Below are 21,367 nucleotides of genomic sequence, written 5' to 3'. Positions count from 1 at the left end.
AAATCGGCTGCGACGCTCAAGAGGAGAGGGCGTGGCCGCTGAACCATCGGGGCGCCGCCCCGCTAAAGGAGGAGACGAAGCATGAATAAGACCCGCACTTTGCTGGCCGCGCTATCGGTCAGTCTGCTCGCATCGACCAGCGCGTGTGCCGGCGACGTGCGCATCATGTGGTATTCGGACGGTGTCGAGGGCGATGTCATCCAGGACATTCTGAACCGCTTCATGAAGGACAATCCCGACATCCACGTCACGCTCGACAACGTCGCCTACAAGGTGATCCAGGAGCAGCTGCCCATCCAGCTCGAAGCCGGCCAGGGCCCGGACATCGCCCGCGTCACGAACATCAAGGAGCTTGCCCAGCACTGGCTCGATCTCAGGCCACTGGTGGCCGATCCGAAATATTGGGAGGCCAATTTCGCTGACACGCTGGACTGGATGCGCCCCGATGGCTCCAACGCCATCCCGGGTTTCATGACCCAGCTCACGCTCACTGGCGGCTTCGCCAACAAGACGCTGTTCGAACAGGCCGGCGTGCCGCTGCCCGGTGACAAGGCGACCTGGGACGACTGGATCGCCGCCGCCGCCGAGGTGGCGAAGAGCCAGCAACTTCCGGCTGCCTTCGCCATCGACCGTTCCGGTCACCGCATTTCGGGTCCGAATGTCTCCTTCGGAGCGAACTATATCGGCCCCGATGGCATGCCGGCGAAAGTGGACGACGGCACCAAGGCGTTCGTCGGCAAGCTCGTCGACTGGACCGCCAAGGGCCTGATGCTGAAGGATACCTGGGTGTCGGCGGCAGGCTCGACCTATCGCGCGGCCGCCGACGACTTCATCAACGCCCAGATCCCATTCTACTATTCGGGCAGCTGGCAGGTCGCCAATCTGTCGACCAAGATCGGCGATAGTTTCGACTGGGTGGCAACCGGCTCGCCCTGCGGTACCGCAGGATGTTCGGGCGTGAAGGGCGGCGCGGCGCTGGTCGCCATCAAATACACCAAGAATCCCAAGGACGTCGCCAAGGTCATGGATTATCTGGCCCGTGAAGACGTGGTGAAAGAATTCAGCGAGCGCACGCTGTTTCTGCCCGCGCACAAGGGCGTCGTAGACAAGGGCGGGCTGAAATGGGTCTCGGCCGACAAGAACGTCGGTCCGGCGCTCGACAAGTTCGTCAAGGCGGCGGGTGAAACCCTGCCGGCGGCCGATGCGCTGCCGCCGTGGAAGTGGGCCAACGCTTACTTCGCCGCGCTGGTGACGCGCGTCAGCCAAGTGATGGCCGGCGAACTCAGCCTCGACGATGCCTGGGGCAGAATCGACCAGGATATCGCCGACAAGGTTGCCGAGGCGAAGTGACCGCCGCCGCGACACTGAAGGCATGGACTGGCGCCGCGCTCGCGGCGCCGGTCGTGTGGCTGGCGTCGATCGTCAACGTGCCGCTGAAGTTCTGGCAGCGCGCGACGGGCACCGGTGGCATGGCCGCGTTCTTCCTCGCCCCAAACATGGCGATCTTCGGCATTTTCGTCCTGGTGCCGATGATCATCAACTTCTTCTATTCGGCCACGTCAGGAACGGCCTACTTCCTGCAGGACCGAACCTATGTGGGGCTCGAGCAATACCAGCGCCTGCTCGATTGCGGCAACTACCTGGACACTGCCACTTGCCACGAGGATCTCTTCTGGAAGGCCGTGCACAATACGGGCCTGTTCGTCGTCGTGCAGGTGGCGCTGATGACGGCCGTGTCGATGGCGACAGCGCTGATTCTCAACCGCGAGATCGTCGGGCGCAGCTTCTGGCGCGCGGTGTTCTTCTTTCCGGTGCTGCTGTCGCCCGTCGTCACCGGCCTGATCTGGCGTTGGATCCTGCAGCGCCAGGGCCTGCTCAACCTGATCGTCCATGATCTGGGCGGCGAGCCGCACAACTGGCTGACGGACCGTTTCTGGGCCTTCACCGCCGCCGTCAGCGTTTCGGTCTGGGCACATATGGGCTTTTACACGCTCATCCTGCTTGCCGGATTGCAGGCGATCCCGCGCGACCTTTACGAAGCGGCCGAGATGGACGGCACGAAGCCGGCGCGGGTGTTCTGGCGCATCACGCTGCCGCTGCTGATGCCGAATCTGCTTGTCGTCATCGTACTGACGCTGATCCGCGCCGTGCAGATCTTCGACGAAGTCTATGTGCTGACGGGTGGAGGGCCGGGAACCTCGACCCTCTATATCACGCAGTACATCTATGAGATCGGCTTCGCCTCCCTGTTGCGCAATCCGGGGCTGGCTTCGGCGGCTTCGATCCTGATGGGGTTGGTGCTGGTCGTGCTCACCTTGATTCAGCTGCAGGTCGGACGCCGGGGTGAGCGGAAAGGAGTCCGCGAATGAGCCGGGTCGTGACATTCCTGACCCGCCGGCGCGGCGGTCGCGGCTGGCACTGGACGGATATCGTGAGCTGGCTGTGGCTGCTCGGCGGCGTTGTCATCATGTTCGGTCCGGCCGTCTGGCTGGTGGGTTCGTCATTCAAGACGCCGGCACAGCTCGCCGAGTTCCCGCCGACCATAATGCCTTATGTCAGCCAACAGGCGAGGGTCGAAGGCTACGACAAGCCGCTGACCCTCTACAAGGTGAAGTTGCCGGATGGTTCGACCAAGGTGCTGGCCGAGGTGCGGCGCATCGGCATCATGGCGCAGATGGTAGACCCGCAGGCGCCGAACGATGTCGTCAAGATCAACATCGCCGACCGGCAGCCGGTGCGCGAAATCGGCTTCGCGACGGAGAACTACACCGAGCCCTTCGTTCATTTCGACTTCCTGCGCTATCTGCGCAATTCGGTTTTTGTGACGGCAATGGCGACGCTGATCACGCTGCTCACCAATTCGATGGCCGCCTTCGCCTTGTCGAAATACAAGTTCCGCGGCCGCGATCTGACGATGCTTGTGATCGTCGGTACGCTGATGGTGCCGCTGTCGGTCATCCTGGTGCCGCTCTATTCGGTGGTGGGTGCCGTTGGGCTGCTCGATTCGCTGTGGGGCGTGATCTTGCCGACCGTGGCGACGCCAACCGGCGTCTTCCTGCTGCGCCAATATATGCTGACCATCCCCGACGAGCTGCTCGATGCGGCTCGCATGGACAACGCTTCCGAATGGCAGATCTACTGGCGCATCGTATTGCCGCTTGCAGCACCGGCGCTCGCCGTGCTGGCGATCTTCTCGGTCGTCTGGCGCTGGAACGACTTTCTGTGGCCGCTGGTGGTGCTGTCGCGCAAGGAACTCTACACACTCCAGGTCGGCCTCAATACCTATGCCGGCCAGCTAAACGTGCAGTGGCACTACATCCTGGCGATGACCGTGGTGACGATGATCCCCGTCGTCCTCGTCTTCGTCTTCCTGCAGCGTTACATCACTTCCGGCATTGCCGGCACCGGGCTGAAGTGAGGATGTCATGGGACGGATAACGCTGACCAACATCGATCGCGCTTACGGCAAGATGAAGATATTGCACGGCATCAACCTCGACGTCGGTGACGGCGAGATGCTGGTCCTCGTCGGCCCGTCGGGTTGCGGCAAATCCACGTTGCTGCGGCTGATTGCCGGGCTCGATCGACCGACCGAGGGCAAGATCGAGATCGACGGGGTCGACGTCACCAACGTTTCGGCCGCGCAGCGCGGTCTGGCAATGGTGTTTCAGTCTTACGCGCTCTACCCGCACATGAGCGTGCGCCAGAACCTCGCTTTCGGGCTCGAAAACATCCGTATGCCGAAAGCCGAGATCGACGCGCGGATCACGGAAGCGACGCGCATGCTGGAAATCGCTCCCTATCTCGACCGCCGGCCCGGTCAACTGTCGGGCGGCCAGAAGCAGCGCGTGGCGATCGGCCGTGCGGTGGTGCGCAATCCGACCGCCTTTTTACTCGATGAACCGCTGTCCAACCTCGATGCCGAACTGCGCATCACCATGCGCGCTGAACTGGCGGGCCTGCACCGGCGGCTGGCAACCACGATGATCTACGTCACCCATGACCAGATCGAGGCGATGACGCTGGCGGACCGCATCGTGGTCATGCGCTCGGGGCGGATCGAACAGGTCGGCCGGCCGCTCGATCTCTACAACGCGCCGGCCAACCTGTTCGTCGCCGGCTTCATCGGCGCGCCGCGGATGAACCTGCTGCCGGTGAAGGTGCGTTCGGCAAGCGGCGCCGAGGTGCGTGTCGAAGGTCCAGGCGGGCTCTCAGCCTCGATCGCGGCCGATGGGGTCGCGCTGAAACCGGGAGACGACGCGACGCTTGGCATCCGGCCACACGACATCCAACTTTCGAATGGCAGCAAGGGATCGGTGGAAGCGCGGGTAATGCTGGCCGAGGCGTTGGGACCGGAAACCGTTGTCCACGCCACCATTGCCGGCGACAGCAAACTGATCGCCGTTCTCAAGCAGCAGGGCGTTGAAACGCAAGGGCCGCCGATCAACCTCGCTCTGCCGCCGGAGCGCATGCATCTCTTCGATGCCGCCGGCCTGCGCGTTCCACAGCGTTAGCCTCACGCGAGGCCATCGTTAGGGGCCTCGTAGTGGCGATATCTCCGCGCAATACATGGATTTCCATGAGATGCAGCCGAGGCATGGCGGAACTAGATTTAGGCGGTGAGTTCGCCTGTCCAGATATTGAAAACAAGTGCTATATCAAGCGCTGACCCTCCCCAGGCTTTTTTGTCCGACAGGAGAAGCCGATGACAGCAGCGTCCGACTCACTTGGCGAAATCGACCCCGAAGCAACGCTCGCGCTGCAAATCATCGAGAGCATGCCCGGCAACGCGTGGGCAGCCGATGCCATCGGAAGGTTCACCTATGTCAGCCCAAATACCCTGGCGTTCATCGGCAACACGCATGAGGGTCTCAACACCTCCGAAGACAACGATGAGTTCAGCTGGCGTCGAGCCGTCCATCCCGACGATTATGATCCTGTAGCCGCCAGATGGCGGCATTGCCTCGAAACCGGCGATCCCTATGATACCGAGCATCGTCTGCGGCGCGCCGATGGCGTCTATCGCTGGTTTCGAAGCTCAGGACGACCTTTTCGCGATAGCCAGGGGCGCATCATTCAATGGTACGGCACGACAATAGACATTGAGGATCAGAAGCGGGCCGAGTCAGCATTGCGCGACCGGGAGGGGGAACTCTCGCAGCTCGTGGATATGGTCCCGAGTCACATCTGGCGGCTCGATCCCGACGGCGAGCCGATCTTCTTCAATGGGCGCATGGTTGACTTTCTTGGCCTCGACGTAGCGGATCTGGACCGACCGGGCATGAGCCGGCTGGCGGCGATGATACAGGCCGCCGTTCATCCGGACGACGCGGCAGCATTCGGCGATGCACTCCGCGGTTGCTTCGCTACCGGTGCGAGCTTCGCCATGCGCTATCGCCTGCGCCGTGCCGATGGCGTCTATCGCTGGATGTCGAGCCGGGCGGAGCCGATGCGCGATGACGCCGGCCGCATCGTCCAGTGGTATGGCCTCTGTCACGATATAGACGATCAGATGCACGCCGAAGCGGCGTTGCGGCAGAGCGAGCAACAACTTCGGCACATGATCGACGCCGTGCCGGTCCGTATCTGGAGCGTGATGCCGACCGGCGGGCCGGTCTACTTCAACAAGCGATACCAGGACCATTTCCGCTCCGTTATCGCGAACTTTGACGCGCTCGGCGAGCCGGGAATCGAAACGTTGCTGCACGAGGTGATTCATCCCGAAGATGCTCCCGAGGTGCAGCGCACGTTGCTGAGGTGTTTCGAAACTGGCGGCGGCTCCGCGATGCGGTTTCGCTGGCGCGAAAAAGACGGCACCTATCGCTGGGCTGAGTGCAGGGTCGAGCCGCGGCGCGATGAGGACGGAACGGTCGTGCAGTGGTACGGGGTTTCTCTCGACATCGACGATGAGGTGCGCGCGCAGGCGGCGTTGCGCAAAAGTGAGCGGCGCCTTCAGCAGCTTATCGACACCGTGCCCGCTTTGATCTGGAGTACGACACCGGAAGGGACGCCATCCTACGTCAACAAGCGGTTCACCGATGTAACCGGGGCCACGCTCCATGACATCACGGCCCCGGACGGCTCGCCGTCGCTGAGCGTCATCCATCCAGACGATATCGACACCGCACGGCAGGCGATCCGCCATTCATTCGCAACGGGCGTGCCTTACGTTCAGAGATATCGCCAACGGCGGGCCGACGGCGGCTATCGCTGGACCGAGACTCGCGCCGAGCCGCTGCGCGACGAAGATGGCAGCATTCTCCAATGGTACGGTGTGAGCGTCGACATCCATGACCTGGTGACCACGCAAGCGGCGTTGCACGACCGGGAACGAGAGCTCTCGCAACTCGTCAACATGGTTCCGAGTTACCTCTGGCGGCTGTCTCCCAACGGTGAGCCGACCTTCTTCAACAAGCGCCTGATAGATTTTCTCGGCCTGGACATAGCGGACGCGGAAAAGCCGGACACGAGCCTGCTGGCGGCCTTCATTGCCACCGTCGTTCATCCCGACGATGCAGCCAGCCTGAAGGAAGCACTCGACAGCTGCTTTGCCACCGGCGAGCGCTTCTTCATGAGGTATCGCCTGCGCCGTGCCGATGGCGTTTATCGTTGGATGGAGGGCCGCGCCGAGCCGCTGCGGGATCACGGCGGACGCATTGTCCAGTGGTACGGTCTTACGCACGACATCGACGATCAGCTGCGCGTCGAAGCGGCGCTGCGCGAGAGAGAACGCGCTCTCTGGCAGCTCGTTGAAACGCTGCCGGCAATGATCGATTGCGCCGCGCCAGATGGCGAACCGATATACCGCAGCCAGCAGCTCCGCGAATTCCTCGGATACAATCTTGAGGAATTGGACGAAGCGGGAAAGTCGCGGCTGGCTGGCACACTCGACGCCGGTGTTCATCCCGACGACCTGACAGGCGTCAAAGAAAGATATGCCCATTGTCTGTCCACAGGCGAGCCGTATGCGCGACGGCACCGTCTGCGGCGCTTCGATGGTGAATATCGCTGGGTCGAGACGCGTGCCGCGCCGATGCGCAATGCCGAAGGCGCCATAGTGCAATGGAACGTTATCTGCCTCGACATCGAAAATGAGGTGCGGACACAAGAGGAGCTTCGACTGGCACAAGAGAGACTGGCGCGTGCGAGTCAGGCGGCGAGCCTTGCCGAACTCTCCGCATCCATCGCTCATGAGGTGAACCAGCCGCTGGCCGCCATCGTCGCCAACTCGAACGCATGCCACCGTTGGCTGTCCGCCGAGCCCCCGAACGTCGAGCGCGCGAAGATCACGGCCGAGCGCATCATCCGCGACGCCAACTCGGCGGCGGATGTCGTCAGCCGCATCCGTGCCTTGTTCAGACCTTCGCTTGAAATGAGAACCAGTACGCCGATCCCCAGCGTCGTTGCGGAAGCCCGTGACCTTATGGCCGAGGAAGCCATGCGGCGTCGCGTTCGCATGGACATCGACGTCGAAAGCAACCTTCCGCTGGTTGCGTTCGATCGCGTCCAGATCCAGCAGGTCCTGGTCAACCTCATTCGCAACGGCATGGAGGCGATGGACACCACCGCGGGCGACAAGGTTCTTGGGATGCGCGTGCACCGGATAGAGGACACGATCCAGACCGAGGTCAGCGACCGAGGCCCGGGTATCGAACGTCCTAACAAGATATTCGAGCCGTTCTTTACAACGAAAGGAAACGGGATGGGCATGGGGCTCGCGATCTCCCGTTCGATCATTGAGTCTCACGGCGGACGCCTTTGGGTGGAAAATAGCGTGCCGCGTGGGGCGACATTCATCTTCACTCTCCCGGTTGAAGCGAAAGCTGCGCAATAAGTCGGGCGACACCTCGGCCACCGGCGGCGCTCAGTAAGCGCTTGGTTTTTCGGCTCTCGGTGAAGGGGCGCCGCCGCCCCGTGCAATGCATGGATTTCCATGAGGTGCGGTTGGGGCGTGGCGGGATTAGGGTGGCGACGTGAGTCCGTCAGCCCAGTCCAGCTATCAAGAACAAGTGCTACACGAAGCGCCGACAATCTCCAGATTTTGTTTGTCCGTCAGGGGCACCCGATGACGATAGCGCCCAACTCACTTGGCGAGACCGATTCCAACGCAACACTCGCGTTAACGCATGACTTGAACCGATCCGGACCGGGAAGTGGCCGACCTTTCGCGACGAATGAACCGGGCCTGATTCGCGGCAACATGATCAGCGATCTTGAAAGAGGCAGGTTGTCGCGCGTCTGGTCGCACCGTCCTCAATTTTTGCATCTGGGGCTCTTTATTACGGCCTATGTCCTGGGCTGCGGCTTCGCCCAGTCGCTCGCAATTATACCTGGAACAGGGATTTCCATTTGGCCTCCGAGCGGGCTTTTCATCGCTACGCTTGTCTTCGCCTCCAGGTATAGCTGGCCGTGGTGGGTGCTGGGGGCCTGTGTGGCAGAACTGTTCAGCAACTTCTCGTGGTTCCACACTCCGCTGCCCGCGGCCTTCCTGATCTTTGCCGGCAACGCTCTTGAAGCGGTGACCGGCGCATGGCTTGTGAACCAGACCTGCAAGCGCCCAGTTCGGCTGGAAACGTTGCGGGACGTCCTCGCATTCGTCGTGCTGGCCGCTGGAGTTGCGCCGGTTGCTAGCGCCACGGTCGGAAGTGCGGCGCTTGCGTGGTTTGGCATACAATCGCAAAGCTTTGTGACGGCTTGGCCGCTGTGGTGGATCGGAGACGCGACGGGAGTCCTGATCGTAGCGCCACTGGCGCTGGTCGTGTTCCAGAACTGGCGCGGCAAGGCGCAACTCTCGGCAGCGCGGTGGATGGAAGCTTGCGTCCTAGGGTTGATCTTTCTTGGGATCGCCGCCCTTTCCTTGAGCGGCTATCTGCCCTTCGCCTACATCATCATGCCGCCTCTTCTTTGGGCCGCGGTGCGCTTTGAGTTCCGAGGCGCCGCCGTAGCATTGACCGTTCTCGCTCTGATCACGGCGGTATTCACGATATCCGGCGCCAGCCAATTTGCCGGCGATCCCGAGTCCCAGAAGCACAACCAGATCATGCTGCAGCTTTTTCTGGGCATCTCTGCCTTTTTTCGGCGCTCGTCGTGGCCGCCATTTCCAGGCAGCATCAGGCGGCGGTGCTCACTTTGCGCCAAAGTGTGGAGACCTTGCGGGAGCGGGAGCGAGAACTCTCGTTGCTGGTCGAAATGATCCCCGCTCACATTGCCCGCATGGCGCCCAACGGCGAACCAACCTTCTTCAGCAAGCGCACGACAGACTATATCGGCCTCAACGACATCGCGGGCTGGGACAAGCCGGGCACGAGCCGCCTGGCGACCGTAGTCGCGGCAGCCGTCCATCCCGACGATGGACCCAGGATGAGAGAATGGCTCAGCCGCTCACTCGCCACCGGCGAACCCTATCCCATACGGTATCGCCTGCGTCGCGCTGACGGTGTCTACCGCTGGAGGGAGGGCCGCGCCGAGCCGCTGCGGAACCAGAGTGGAGCGATCGTCCAATGGTACACGGCCAGCATCGACATCGACGATGAGGTGCGCGCGCAGGAGGCATTGCGCGACCGGGAGCGGGAGCTCTCGCAGCTTGTCGACATGGTTCCGAGCCACGTTTGGCGCCTGACGCCGGACGGCGAGCCGACCTTTTTCAACAAGCGAATGGTCGACTTTCTCGGCCTTGACGTAACGGATTTGGACAAACAGGGCATCGGCCGGCTGGCGGCGATGATAGCGGCCACCGTCCATCCGGACGACGCAGCAGCATTCGGCGACACGCTCAGTCACTGCCTTGCTACCGGCGAGCGCTTCTCCATGAGGTATCGCCTGCGCCGCGCCGATGGCGTCTATCACTGGATGTCGAGCCGGGCAGAGCCGATGCGCGATCACGCTGGCCTGATCGTGCAGTGGTACGGCCTCTGTCACGACATAGACGATCAGATGCAAGCCGAAGAGGCGCTGCGGCGGAGCGAATTGCAGCTTCAGCAGATGATCGACGCTGTGCCGGTCCGCATTTGGAGCGCGGTGCCGACCGGCGGGCCGGTCTACTTCAACAAGCGATACCAAGACCATTTCCGCGCCGTCATCGCCAATGTCGAAACACTCGGAGAGCCGCGCATCGAGGAATTGCTGCAAGAACTGGTTCATCCCGAAGATGCTCCCGAGGTGCTGCGCACGTTGCTGACTTGTTTCGAAACAGGCGGCGGTTCCGCGATGCGGTTTCGTTGGCGCGAAACAGACGGCTATCGCTGGGCGGAGTGCAGGGTCGAGCCGCGGCGTGATGAAGACGGGGCGGTTGTGCAATGGTACGGGGTTTCCCTCGACATCGACGAAGAGGTGCGCGCGCGGGAAGCGCTGCGACAAGCCTCCGACAAACTCGCGCAAGCCACTCAGGCTGCAAGTCTCGCCGAGCTTTCCGCTTCGATCGCGCACGAGGTGAATCAGCCGCTGGCCGCGATCGTCGCCAATTCCCATGCATGCCACCGTTGGCTGGGCGCCGTCCCGCCGAACGTCGAACGCGCGAAGATTACGGCCGAGCGCATTATCCGGGACGCCAATTCGGCGGCGGACGTCGTCGGCCGCATCCGCGCGCTGTTCAAGCAATCCACCGAGACGAGGACCAATGCCGCGCTCAGCAGTGTCATCGCAGAGGCACGCGACCTCGTGACCGAGGAAGCGATGCGGCGGGGCGTTCGCATCAGCGTTGATGTCGAAAGCGACGTTCCGCTAGTCGCGCTCGATCGCGTCCAGATCCAGCAGGTTCTGGTCAATCTCATTCGCAACGGCATCGAGGCGATGGACTCTGGTGCGGATGACGGAGTTATCAGCATCCGCGTGCGCCATATCGGGGATGTTGTCCAGGCCGAAGTCAGAGATCGCGGCCGGGGCGTCGAGTTTCCCGACCGGATATTCGAACCGTTCTTTACCACGAAAGAGCAAGGGATGGGCATGGGACTGGCGATCTGCCGTTCGATCATCGAGTCGCACAGCGGGCGTCTATGGGTCGAGAAGAACGAACCACGTGGAGCGACGTTTATCTTCACGTTGCCGGTTGAAATGGAAGCGGCGTCATGACGACGGACGGCCAAATTGTCTTTATCGTAGATGACGATGAACGCATCCGGGAGGCGCTTAGTGAACTGCTGGCCGCACATGGCCTGCGTGCCACAGCGTTCGGATCGGCGGGCGATTATATCCGCGCTGACAAGCCGGACGTCCCTGCCTGCCTCATCCTCGATATCGAGTTGCCGGATATTAACGGCCTCGATCTGCAGCGACAGATTGCCGAGGGCGATCATCCGCCGATCGTTTTCCTGACAGGACATGGCGATATCCCGTCCTCGGTGCGTGCGATCAAGCACGGCGCCGTGGATTTCCTGACCAAGCCCTTCAGCGATGCAGACCTCATGGCCGCAATCCATGCGGCGATTGCCCAGGATCGGGTACAGCGATCGGAGCGCGCCGAGCTGGGCGTGTTGAAGCAACGTTATCTTGAGTTGACGCCGCGCGAACGTGAGGTGCTGCCGCTGGTGGTCAGCGGCCTGCTCAACAAGCAGGCCGCCGCTGAACTAGGGATCAGCGAAGTTACGCTGGAAATTCATAGAAGGAACGTCATGCAGAAGATGATCGCGGCGTCGCTCGCCGACCTAGTGCGCATCGCCGAGCGATTGGGAATACCGATCACGCACTCGCGCCGGGCAGGGGGGAGCTGAGGGTGAGCAAGCGGAGGCCTGTCGTTGCGATTGTCGACGATGACCCAAGACTGCTCGAGTCGCTGGAGGACCTCTTGGAGTCCGCCGGCTATGTGGCCCGCAGCTTCTCGTCGCCGGGGGCATTGCTGGTCAGCGGCCTGTCTGGATTGGACATGCTCATCACCGACATCGGGATGCCCGGCATGGACGGCTTTGAACTTCGTGACCTGGTCAAGAAGGCGCGTCCGGACCTGCCTGTGTTCCTGATCACCGGTCGCCACGAGATAGTGGATCAGCACCGCGCCAAGGGCATTGGCGGGCTTTTCTGCAAGCCCTTCGATGGCCAGGCCCTGCTTGCGGCGATCGGCGATGCTTTACGCAACCCAAAAACGGAGCCTAAACATGACAGTTGACCAATTGCCATTACGGAGATCGACGCCGTCATCACAGCAGCGGAGGGCTGAAGCCGAGCAGCCGCTGGTCATTATTGTTGATGATGATGCCTCTGTTCGGGAGGCGCTGTCGGAATTGATCCTGTCGGCGGGTTTCCTGCCGGTCAGCTTTACCTCGACCCGCGAATTGCTTGACGCCGATGTGTTGGAAGGTCCCGGCTGCTTGATCCTCGACGTGCGCATGCCAGGGACGAGCGGTCTCGATCTGCAGCATCATCTTGCGAAAAACGGCAACCACAAACCCATCATCTTCCTGACCGGACATGGCGATATCCCGATGACTGTCCAAGCGATGAAGGCCGGCGCCGTGGACTTTCTCACCAAGCCGGTGCGGGATCAGACCCTGCTTGACGCGGTGATCACGGGCATTGCGGTGGACGCCAAGCGGCGGGCGGATGCGGTGATCGTCAAGCGCAATGTAGAGCGGGTCGAGACGCTGACGCCGCGCGAGCGCGAGGTTCTGCGAGAAGTGGCGCGCGGACGCCTCAACAAGCAGATCGCCTTCGACCTCGGCATCAGTGAAGTGACGGTCAAGCTGCATCGCGGCAATGTCATGCGCAAGATGGAGGCCGCTTCCATCGGTGAGCTGATCAGGACATGGGAAACGCTGCCCGCGCCGATGCGCCAGGCCTAGAATTTGGCACAAGCCCATCCATGCCCCATCCAATAGGATCGCCCGGCGCGCCCGGCTGCTTCAGGCTGCGGGAAATTGCTACCTCTGCGCGCCCAGGCCTTCCTGCTGTCGGTACGCTCGTGCTGGTGCGGGTGATCCTGATGTACATCGGTGGTCCTGTTGGGTGTTTCGCGGCAAGGCCCGCGCCAACATCGGTTACCATTGAGCGGCGCTCCTTGGCGGCCCAGCCTGACCGACAAACTCGCAACATTCCATGCAACAACAACTGACGCCGGCCATGCCGCGGCGGTCCCCGCGCCGCTACCCAAGCCTAAATTGACGTGTGTCTATAAGAGCTTGCCTTGGCCCGCCCCTATCCTCGGCGTGCCTGCCCTGCACCTTGGCATCGTATGACAGATGCTTCGGTAGAATAGGTTCGCGGCCCGGATCGGTGCATCCTGTTCCTCGCAAGCCATCACGACCGTCGCGTTTCTACCGCTCCTCGCTCGCTCCTCCCCGAACGCGACCGCACAGGCCGACTCGACGGTCGTGATGGTGAGCAGGATGTTCAGAGCACATGGATGGACATGATGAACAAAGACGGACTTTTCTCCGTCGGCGGATCTCGCCGCGATGTCTTGTTGGCAGGCCTGATCTCTACGGTAGCCAACGGACTGCCCCGCGCTGCTTCGGCAACGAGCCGAAAACAAACGCTTTCCTCTTCCCCCTCAATCAAAGGAACCAAGACGATGAGCACCATCACGACCAAGGACGGCACCGAAATCTACTACAAGGATTGGGGCAAGGGTCCTGTCGTCACATTTTCGCACGGCTGGCCGCTGAATTCCGACGCCTGGGACGGCCAGATGCTCTTTCTTGCCCATAACGGCTTTCGCGTCGTCGCGCATGACCGGCGCGGCCACGGCCGATCGAGCCAGGCGACGTCCGGCAACGACATGAACGGCTATGCGGACGATCTTGCAGCCGTGATCGAGGCGCTGGATCTCCGGGACGCCACGCTGGTCGGCCATTCCACCGGAGGAGGCGAGGTTGCTCGCTATATCGGACGGCACGGGACGAAGCGGGTGGCCAAGGCTGTTCTTATCGCCGCTGTTCCGCCGATCATGGTGAAGACGCCGGCCAATCCGGAAGGCCTGCCGATCGAGGTATTCGACGGCATAAGGGCTGGCCTCGTCAAGGATCGTTCGCAGTACTACCGCGACCTCGCACCGTTGTTTTATGGCGCGAACAGGCCGGGCGCCAAGGTTTCCCAGGGGACTCTGGATCAGTTCTGGCTCTGGAGCATGCAGGCGGGTCTCGTCAACGCGTACGAAAGCGTCAAGGCGTTCTCCGAGACCGATTTTACCGAGGACCTCAAAAAGTTCGACGTACCAACCCTGGTCCTGCATGGCGAGGACGACCAGATCGTCCCCGTCAAGGACTCGGCAGTCAAGTCGGCCCGATTGATCAAAGGCGCAAAGGATATCTATTACCCCGGCGCGCCCCACGGGATCACGGCCACACACCAGGATCAGGTCAATGCTGACCTGCTCGCCTTCATCAAAGGATAGTACGCCCTCAGACACGACCGCATGTTGTCCGCACTTCCTTGGAGCCGCCGATGACCACCTTTGGCAATATTTCGCGCGCCCTGAACAGCATTTCAGGTGGCGCGCCAGGTCAAACCTTGTGCGCTCGCATAGCCGAGCGGTGGCCTGAATGCCGGTCTGTCGGCTCATGTCCCGGATTGTGGAACCGAACCACTGCGCCATCGAGTTAGAGCGCTGGCAAAGGCGGCAAACATATGCTGCGACAGGGCTGCCATTCGGGCAACTGCGCCTGTGCAGCGCGGAGGCGATCGCTGGCGTTCGACACTACGTCGCGCTGTCGGGGGTCGCCGCCGCGCCTTGAAGGCCAAAGCGCTCTCGATGACGTCAAACTGGCTAATCGCCGGGAGTTTATCAATCGGTAGCCGTTTGCGATTGCCGCTCATTTTGGCGGTCTCAATTCGGCGTGAAATTTTCTTGGCCAGCAGTTGCGACCATCGCAGCAGCACCGGCACAATTTTTCGAAGGCAGGAACGACATGGGCGCACTCTCAGGTAAGATCGCGGTGGTCACCGGCGGAAACAGCGGGATCGGACTATCGGCTGCAAAAATCTTTGCGGCCGAGGGCGCGCAAGTCGTCATTACCGGCCGCCGGCGGCAGGCGGTCGAGGAAGCGGTCGCACAGATCGGGGCAGGCGCGCTGGGCATTCAGGGAAATGTGGCCGACGTGTCGCACCATGACGAGGTAGCGCAGCAGATCCGCCAGAGGTTCGCGGCGCTCGACATCTATATGGCGAACGCCGGCATAAACACCATCACGCACTCGGCCGACGTCTCCGAGGCAGAATATGATGCGCAATTTGCCGTTAACACGCGAGGCGTCTTCTTCGGCGTCCAGAAGCTGATTCCGATCATGCGGAACGGCGGCGCAATCATCCTCACAGGCTCGCTCGCCAGCGAGAAGGTCCTGGACGGTCATGCTGTATACGCGGGCTCGAAGGCGGCCATAAATGCCTTTGCGCGCGCTTGGGCGATCGAACTGAAGTCTCGCGGCATCCGGGTCAACGTGCTCAGCCCAGGTCCGGTGGATACGGCTATTCTCGATAAGCTAGGTATACCGTTTGAGCAGCGCGGGCTGTTTGAAAAGGCGATGGCGGAGGCAATACCCCTGGGCCGGATGGGGCAGCCGGAAGAGCTGGCAAAAGCTGCTCTGTTCCTTGCCTCGGACGCGAGCAGTTTCGTCACGGGCATCAATCTGCGGGTGGATGGCGGGATGGCAGTGCTCTGAGCCATGACTGCGAGATCGCGCCAATAGACTGCCGGTTATCGGCTGAGCAATCGGTCTTCCTCACGAAAATTTTTTGGGAAGCTGCCGCACGACTCGCGCCAAATAGGTCGGAGGCGACACGTTTTGTCGACGTGGCGCAAATTGAGCCACGTAAATAGCAAGTCGCATTGCAGGGATCGACGCGCAAGAGAAGTCGGATCGCCAGGTCTCGCCACGGCGGCAGCGGCGTCTTGCAAACACAGCTCTCCGGCCGCGCGCCCTCAGTGTCTGTTCCGGCGTCCGCCGACAATGCACACCCGGCATAGATACCTCAATTATGCTGCAGGGCACCTGATCTCCCCGGTGACCTACCCTGCACCTTGGCATTGTATGACAGACCCTTCCGCACAATAGGTTGGCGGGCAGCGTCGGCGCATTCTCTTGAGCATTGGTCACCACAGGCCACACGGGAGAAAGCAAATGCGAAACATAACTCGAGCCCTGGCGCTCACCGCAGCGCTGGCCGCGTCGGGCGGCGGGATGGCGCAGGCCGCCAATTCTCAGCCCAAGCCGACGATCGTACTGGTGCACGGCGCCTTCGCGGAATCGTCGAGCTGGGACGCAGTCATCACCAAGCTCAGTAAAGACGGTTATGTAGCGATAGCCGCAGCTAATCCGCTCCGCGGCGTTGCCAGCGATGCGAAAGCAGTCTCAGCCATCGTCCGGTCGGTTTCCGGGCCGGTCGTGCTGGTGGGGCATTCCTACGGCGGGCCTGTCATCACCGAGGCCGCCAATGGCAATCCCAACGTAAAGGCGTTGGTCTACGTGGCGGGTTTCGCGCCGGATACCGGCGAATCGAGCCTTACGTTGTCCAGCATGTTTCCCGGCAGCACCTTGGGGAGCGCGCTTGCTCCGGTAGCGTTGCCGGACGGCGGGCAAGACCTCTTCATCGAGCCGGCCAAGTTCCGCGCCCAGTTCGCCGCCGACGTTCCGCAAGAGCAGACTTTGCTGATGGCTGCCACTCAACGTCCTGTTGCGCAGGCGGCTCTGGCTGAAACCTCGGGCGTCGCCTCATGGAAGACGCTGCCGTCCTACATGATCTACGGCTCGGATGACCGCAACATCCCGGCAGCCGTCATGAGCTTCATGGCCAAGCGTGCGCACGCGGTAAAGACCGTCGTCATCGAGGGTGCGTCCCACGCGCTCATGGTTTCGCATCCCGACGAGGTCACGTCACTCATCGAGGATGCTGCTGCATCGGTCAGTCAGTAGCAGGCTGGAAGCGCCTGCATCCGATCGAGCAACGAAAATAAACACGCAACACCAGGAGACCAGACATGAAGATCGTCGTCATCGGCGGAACCGGGCTGATCGGTTCAAAGACCGTGGAGAGGCTGCGAAATAAAGGACACGACGTGCTTGCGGCGTCGCCGAATTCGGGCGTCAACACCGTTACGGGAGAGGGTCTGGCGGCCGCGCTTGCCGGTGCGCAGGTCGTCGTCGACCTGGCGAACTCGCCGTCGTTCGAGGAAAAGGCTGCCCTGGAGTTCTTCGGGGCATCCGGGCGTAATCTTTTTGCCGCCGAAACGGCCGCCGGCGTCCGTCATCACGTGGCGCTGTCGGTCGTCGGTACCGACCGGCTGCAGGGCATGGGCTATTTCCGCGGCAAGTTGCTTCAGGAAAAGCTGATCAGGGAATCAGGAATTCCTTACACCATCGTTCACGCCACTCAGTTCTTCGAATTCACCGCCGCCATCGCAAACACGGGCGCCGTCGGGGATACCATTCATATGTCGCCGGCCTACTTCCAACCCATGGCGGCTGATAATGTTGCCGATGCGATGGCGGACGTCGCGCTTGCCGCGCCGTTGAACGGCATGATCGAAATTGCCGGCCCGGAGCGTGTTCGCATGAGCGAACTTGTCGAGCGCTTCCTGAAGGCCACCAACGACCCGCGCAAAGTCGTCCCGGATCCCGGCGCGCTCTACTACGGCCAAGTGGCAATCGACGACCGAACGCTGGTGCCCGGCGAGAATGCGCGCATCGGCGCCGTGCGTTTCGATGATTGGCTCAGCCGATACACGCCACCGAAATAAGCAATCACCGGATAGGCCATTCTCACAATAAGGAGACCAGACATGATCAGAACACTTCTCTGCGCCGCGCTCACCGCCGCTTCCGTCACCGCAGCAATGGCCAATGACGCCGCCAGCGTGAAGCTTGTCTACGACCAGGCCCTTCCAAACGTGCCCGGCAAGAGCATGAAGGCCGTGCTCGTCGAGTACGCGCCGGGGGGTACGTCGCCGGCCCATACCCATCCCAAATCCGCGTTCATCTATGCCACGGTTCTGGAGGGGGCGATCCGAAGCCAGGTCAACGATGGGCCGGTGAAGACTTATCGCGCCGGCGAGAGTTTCTCCGAATTCCCGGGCGACCGTCATGCCGTCAGCGAAAACGCCAGCAAGACGGAAGGCGCTCGTCTGCTTGCTATTTTCGTCGTTGACACCAGCGAGACGGAACTGACGACGAACGCGAAATGAAATCGCGGCCCCCGGACCATCGTATGCGAAAGGACGGTCAGTGACATGAATTCGATCGCCAGCCGCACACTTGCAGGGATTTCGGTCCCCGATACACCGCTTGTTGGCCGAGCGATCGAACATGCCCGCCAGCGATGTGAGCCCTACCTGTTCAACCACGTTGTCCGATCCTGGCTTTTCGCGGCCCGGATCGGACAGATTCAGAATATCCAGCACGACGCGGAGGTTGTTGCCGTTGCAACCCTGTTGCATGACGTCACGCTCAATGAGGACTTCGCCGGGCCGCGCCGTTTCGAAGTGGAAGGCGCCGATCTTGCCCGCACCTTCGTTCGGGAAGGCGGCTTCGACGAGCGGCGCGCCCAATTGATCTGGGACAGCGTCGCCCTCAACTCGACGCCGTCGATCGGCCTCTACAAGGAGGCTGAGGTGGCGCTGTGCACAGCCGGCATCTGCCTCGATGTCGTCGGCTTGCAATACAGCCTCGTTTCGTCAGCCGAGATTGCAAAGATCGTTGGCGAATTTCCGCGCCTCGGGATGAAGCGGCGGATGACGCGATGCTTTTGCCATATCGCCGAGGTCAGGCCGGAAACCACCTACGACAACTTTGCCCGGGACTTCGGCGAGCGCTTTGTTTCAGGCTACAAGGCGACTTCGGCAGTTGATCTTGTGATGAACGCTCCCTTCGAAGCGTGAACGCAGTTTCGATCCAGGTTCAATCGACACCGGTCGGTTCAGCCTCGCCCTTCAAGTGACCCAAACGCTGTGCGCCTGTCGCATGCCTGCGGCAAAGCGAATTGCCGAGGGCAGCGTTCCACCGCTTCCTATACTTCGGTTTAGGCGCGCCGACCTATTGAATGGCAATACATATCATCGGGCACGATAGTAACAATTTGGCTCACCGATCATCCTTACGCTGCAATGGATTGCAAACACCTCAAGGAGATAAAGTAATGAATATTGCAGCGTCACCGGTCGCTCCGAAAGGAAAAGCCGCCGCCCAACGCGCGAGTTATGCTGAGCAGTCGCCCGAACTTCTGAAGAAATTTATTGAATTTCTTGGTGCGACGCGAGAGGGGTCGATCGAAGAGCCAATCCGGGATATTGTTGCCGTCCGAGCCGCGCAGATGAACGGGTGCACCTTCTGCCTCGATATGCACGTCAAACAGGCGAAGATTCATGGCGAGCGCGAACTGCGCCTTTACCACCTGGCAGCCTGGCGGGATTCGACCTTGTTCGTTCCTCGCGAGCGTGCAGCCTTGGCATGGACGGAAGTCTTGACGAAGTTGCCCGAGCAGGGTGTCCCGGACGAGATCTACGATCGGGTCAGGTCGCAGCTTTCCGAGAAGGAAATCTCCGATCTGACCTTCGTTGTCATGGCGGTCAACTCTTGGAACCGTCTGAACATCGGCTTCAAACCCGTCCCGGGCTCGGGCGATGCGAAGTTTGGCCTGAGCAAAGCAGCGCTGAGCTAATCTTTGGAATGGGTCAGAATGGCGGTTGTTTGTGAGCCATTCTGAGCGGCCGGGCAAAGTCGCCGAGCTCGGCGACCAACACTGGAACCGATCTCAGCCTCCCGGCCACGGCCGCGAGGCGCTCTCAGGAGGGCGTCATGCGCATTGACAGTCTGCATCCAGTAATATCGGCCCGTCTCATGGTGGTCGATGTCGACGCTCCACTCCGCAGTGCGGCACTCTCACTTTCCAGGCCCGCAATAGGCCTGGTCGTGGTGTGTCACGGCAGTGGGGAGGCGGCAGGCGTGCTGAGCAAGTCCGACCTTGTCCGCCATCTGGCCAATTCAGGGTCAACAGAAGCGGCGATTGCGGCATTGATGAGCCGGTCCATCGTGTCCTGTGGTCCCGATGATGATCTTCATTCAGTCTGGCAGACCATGGCCGCGCAAGGCCTGCAGAATGTGCCGGTGCTCGGGGCTGACTCGAAACCGCTAGGCGTCCTCGATATCCGTGATGCGATGAAGGCGCTCTTTAAACAAGAGGAACTGCAGGAACGGCTGCTTGCCAACTACATCAGCGGGATCGGCTATCAATAGAGCATGGTCTCGCGATTGAATATACGGAAGTATGCATCGGCGTCTTCTTAGATATAGTAGAAAATAAAGGTCGTAAATTATAGCGTATTGGAGCAAATAGGTGACGACTTAGCCAGCGGGGAATGAAATGTTTCGTCCGGACATAAAGGAAGATGTCTTCGACGGCCCGCCCGATGGCCCTGGCAGTGGTATGTCCGTGCAAATGTCGACGGTTGGCATCGTCCATGACCTGGGCAATCTCATTCAGGTCGCCTCGTCGGCGTTGAACCACCTGGCCCGCGATCCGAACATCCAAGCGGCTCCGGCGCTTGGGCCTGTAATTGCCGGCGCCAAAACGGCTTTGGAGCGGGCTGGTGGCCTTGTCCGGCAAACCATCAGCCTGGCCCGAGAGAGCCACGCTGAAATCGAATACACAAACGTAGGTGCTTGCCTGGCTGAGATCGAAACCCTCGTACGGAGCGCCTTGGACGCCAATTTCGGTCTTGAGCTTCGGGTCGGGTCCGACCTGCCTTTGGTGCGATGCGATCGCTTTGGATTGCAAAATGCGGTTCTGAATCTTCTGTTCAACGCGCGCGATGCAATGCCTGACGGCGGTTTCATCTCGATCGATGCCGGCTTGGCCTCTGAAAACTCCGCCGCCAGTCAGGTAGATATCCGTGTCGCGGACAACGGTATCGGGATGACCAGCGAGACGATGGTCTGCGCCTTCGATCCGTTCTTCACCACCAAAAGCGAAGGCCTCGGCGGCGTCGGATTGCCGATGGTGAAGCACTTTGCCGAGCAATCAGGCGGAAGCATCGATATTCAGAGCACACTTGGGGCAGGCACGACCGTCACTCTGCGGTTGCCTGCGATGCGATAGCGGCCCCGCCAATCTGCCTCCGGTGATAAACGTGACATACAATCGAGAGATAAAGATGGATGCACAAGTCGTCGAAAACGTCCAACAGCATCGTTTCGAGCTGCCGATCGCCGGCGATAGGTTTGCGGCGGCCTATTATCGGCTCGAGGGCGGGAAGGTTGCGCTGATACACACCGAAGTCCCGTCGGAATTTTCCGGACAGGGGATCGCGTCGCAATTGGCCCAAGGGACCTTCGAACTGCTCCGCAAAACCGGCCGTAAAGCGATCTTGAAATGTCCCTTCATGAGCCGCTTTTTCGCCAAGCACCCGGACTATGCAGATGTCGTCGGCGGCTAGTCATGGGCACGAATGTTG

At 61.2% G+C, this 21,367-nt stretch carries 18 protein-coding genes and 1 pseudogene; all 19 read left to right on the top strand.

What is annotated here, in order from left to right; all coding sequences use genetic code 11:
* Positions 1 to 81 precede the first annotated feature (81 nt).
* The 19 genes and pseudogenes from NKJ17_RS13860 (at position 82) to NKJ17_RS13770 (ending at position 21,349) form a co-directional block, all read left to right on the top strand.
* The gene (locus NKJ17_RS13860; protein ID WP_352688899.1) at positions 82 to 1,350 is read left to right on the top strand and encodes an ABC transporter substrate-binding protein; all 1,269 of its coding nucleotides are present in this window, start codon (positions 82 to 84) and stop codon (positions 1,348 to 1,350) included.
* Complete coding sequence (locus NKJ17_RS13855; protein WP_502906546.1) at positions 1,347 to 2,369, top strand: carbohydrate ABC transporter permease; 1,023 nt, start codon at positions 1,347 to 1,349, stop codon at positions 2,367 to 2,369. The genes NKJ17_RS13860 and NKJ17_RS13855 overlap by 4 nt, the downstream gene beginning before the upstream one ends.
* Positions 2,366 to 3,418, top strand: coding sequence for a carbohydrate ABC transporter permease (locus NKJ17_RS13850; protein WP_352476708.1), 1,053 nt, complete (start codon positions 2,366 to 2,368; stop codon positions 3,416 to 3,418). The genes NKJ17_RS13855 and NKJ17_RS13850 overlap by 4 nt, the downstream gene beginning before the upstream one ends.
* A gap of 7 nt (positions 3,419 to 3,425) precedes the next feature.
* Positions 3,426 to 4,514, top strand: coding sequence for an ABC transporter ATP-binding protein (locus tag NKJ17_RS13845; RefSeq protein ID WP_352688896.1), 1,089 nt, complete (start codon positions 3,426 to 3,428; stop codon positions 4,512 to 4,514).
* Between the two features lie 191 nt (positions 4,515 to 4,705).
* A complete protein-coding gene (locus NKJ17_RS13840) occupies positions 4,706 to 7,834 on the top strand; it encodes a PAS domain-containing protein (protein ID WP_352688893.1) in 3,129 nt (1,042 codons plus the stop codon).
* 366 nt (positions 7,835 to 8,200) lie between these two features.
* A pseudogene (locus tag NKJ17_RS13835) lies at positions 8,201 to 11,067 on the top strand (sensor histidine kinase).
* Entirely contained in the window at positions 11,064 to 11,705 is a 642-nt protein-coding gene (locus NKJ17_RS13830) for a response regulator transcription factor (protein ID WP_352505175.1), read from the top strand. The pseudogene NKJ17_RS13835 and the gene NKJ17_RS13830 overlap by 4 nt, the downstream one beginning before the upstream one ends.
* A 2-nt stretch (positions 11,706 to 11,707) precedes the next feature.
* Positions 11,708 to 12,097, top strand: coding sequence for a response regulator (locus NKJ17_RS13825; RefSeq protein WP_254818501.1), 390 nt, complete (start codon positions 11,708 to 11,710; stop codon positions 12,095 to 12,097).
* Positions 12,087 to 12,770: a response regulator transcription factor gene (locus tag NKJ17_RS13820; protein WP_352689010.1), complete on the top strand. Its 684-nt coding sequence runs from the start codon at positions 12,087 to 12,089 to the stop codon at positions 12,768 to 12,770. The genes NKJ17_RS13825 and NKJ17_RS13820 overlap by 11 nt, the downstream gene beginning before the upstream one ends.
* A 566-nt stretch (positions 12,771 to 13,336) precedes the next feature.
* On the top strand, positions 13,337 to 14,320 hold the full coding sequence (locus NKJ17_RS13815; RefSeq protein WP_502899795.1) for an alpha/beta fold hydrolase: 984 nt from the start codon (positions 13,337 to 13,339) through the stop codon (positions 14,318 to 14,320).
* A 514-nt stretch (positions 14,321 to 14,834) separates the two neighbouring features.
* Positions 14,835 to 15,584: a glucose 1-dehydrogenase gene (locus tag NKJ17_RS13810; protein WP_352688887.1), complete on the top strand. Its 750-nt coding sequence runs from the start codon at positions 14,835 to 14,837 to the stop codon at positions 15,582 to 15,584.
* 459 nt (positions 15,585 to 16,043) lie between these two features.
* Positions 16,044 to 16,835 carry an alpha/beta fold hydrolase gene (locus tag NKJ17_RS13805; protein WP_352688884.1) on the top strand — a complete coding sequence of 264 codons (792 nt, stop codon included), beginning with the start codon at positions 16,044 to 16,046 and terminating at the stop codon, positions 16,833 to 16,835.
* 65 nt (positions 16,836 to 16,900) lie between these two features.
* Complete coding sequence (locus NKJ17_RS13800; protein WP_254818504.1) at positions 16,901 to 17,659, top strand: SDR family oxidoreductase; 759 nt, start codon at positions 16,901 to 16,903, stop codon at positions 17,657 to 17,659.
* Positions 17,660 to 17,701: 42 nt separating this feature from the next.
* Positions 17,702 to 18,103 carry a cupin domain-containing protein gene (locus NKJ17_RS13795; protein ID WP_352646006.1) on the top strand — a complete coding sequence of 134 codons (402 nt, stop codon included), beginning with the start codon at positions 17,702 to 17,704 and terminating at the stop codon, positions 18,101 to 18,103.
* Between the two features lie 45 nt (positions 18,104 to 18,148).
* Positions 18,149 to 18,796, top strand: coding sequence for an HD domain-containing protein (locus tag NKJ17_RS13790; RefSeq protein ID WP_352688881.1), 648 nt, complete (start codon positions 18,149 to 18,151; stop codon positions 18,794 to 18,796).
* A gap of 257 nt (positions 18,797 to 19,053) precedes the next feature.
* Entirely contained in the window at positions 19,054 to 19,575 is a 522-nt protein-coding gene (locus NKJ17_RS13785) for a carboxymuconolactone decarboxylase family protein (RefSeq protein WP_352688878.1), read from the top strand.
* Between the two features lie 137 nt (positions 19,576 to 19,712).
* Complete coding sequence (locus tag NKJ17_RS13780) at positions 19,713 to 20,150, top strand: CBS domain-containing protein (protein WP_352688875.1); 438 nt, start codon at positions 19,713 to 19,715, stop codon at positions 20,148 to 20,150.
* A 127-nt stretch (positions 20,151 to 20,277) separates the two neighbouring features.
* On the top strand, positions 20,278 to 21,012 hold the full coding sequence (locus NKJ17_RS13775) for a sensor histidine kinase (protein WP_352688872.1): 735 nt from the start codon (positions 20,278 to 20,280) through the stop codon (positions 21,010 to 21,012).
* A gap of 55 nt (positions 21,013 to 21,067) precedes the next feature.
* Entirely contained in the window at positions 21,068 to 21,349 is a 282-nt protein-coding gene (locus NKJ17_RS13770; RefSeq protein ID WP_352688869.1) for a GNAT family N-acetyltransferase, read from the top strand.
* Positions 21,350 to 21,367: the final 18 nt, after the last annotated feature.

It is taken from the genome of Mesorhizobium sp. M0208 (genome assembly GCF_040322015.1).
GTDB lineage: Bacteria > Pseudomonadota > Alphaproteobacteria > Rhizobiales > Rhizobiaceae > Mesorhizobium.
This window is presented reverse-complemented; position numbering and strand designations above follow the sequence as displayed.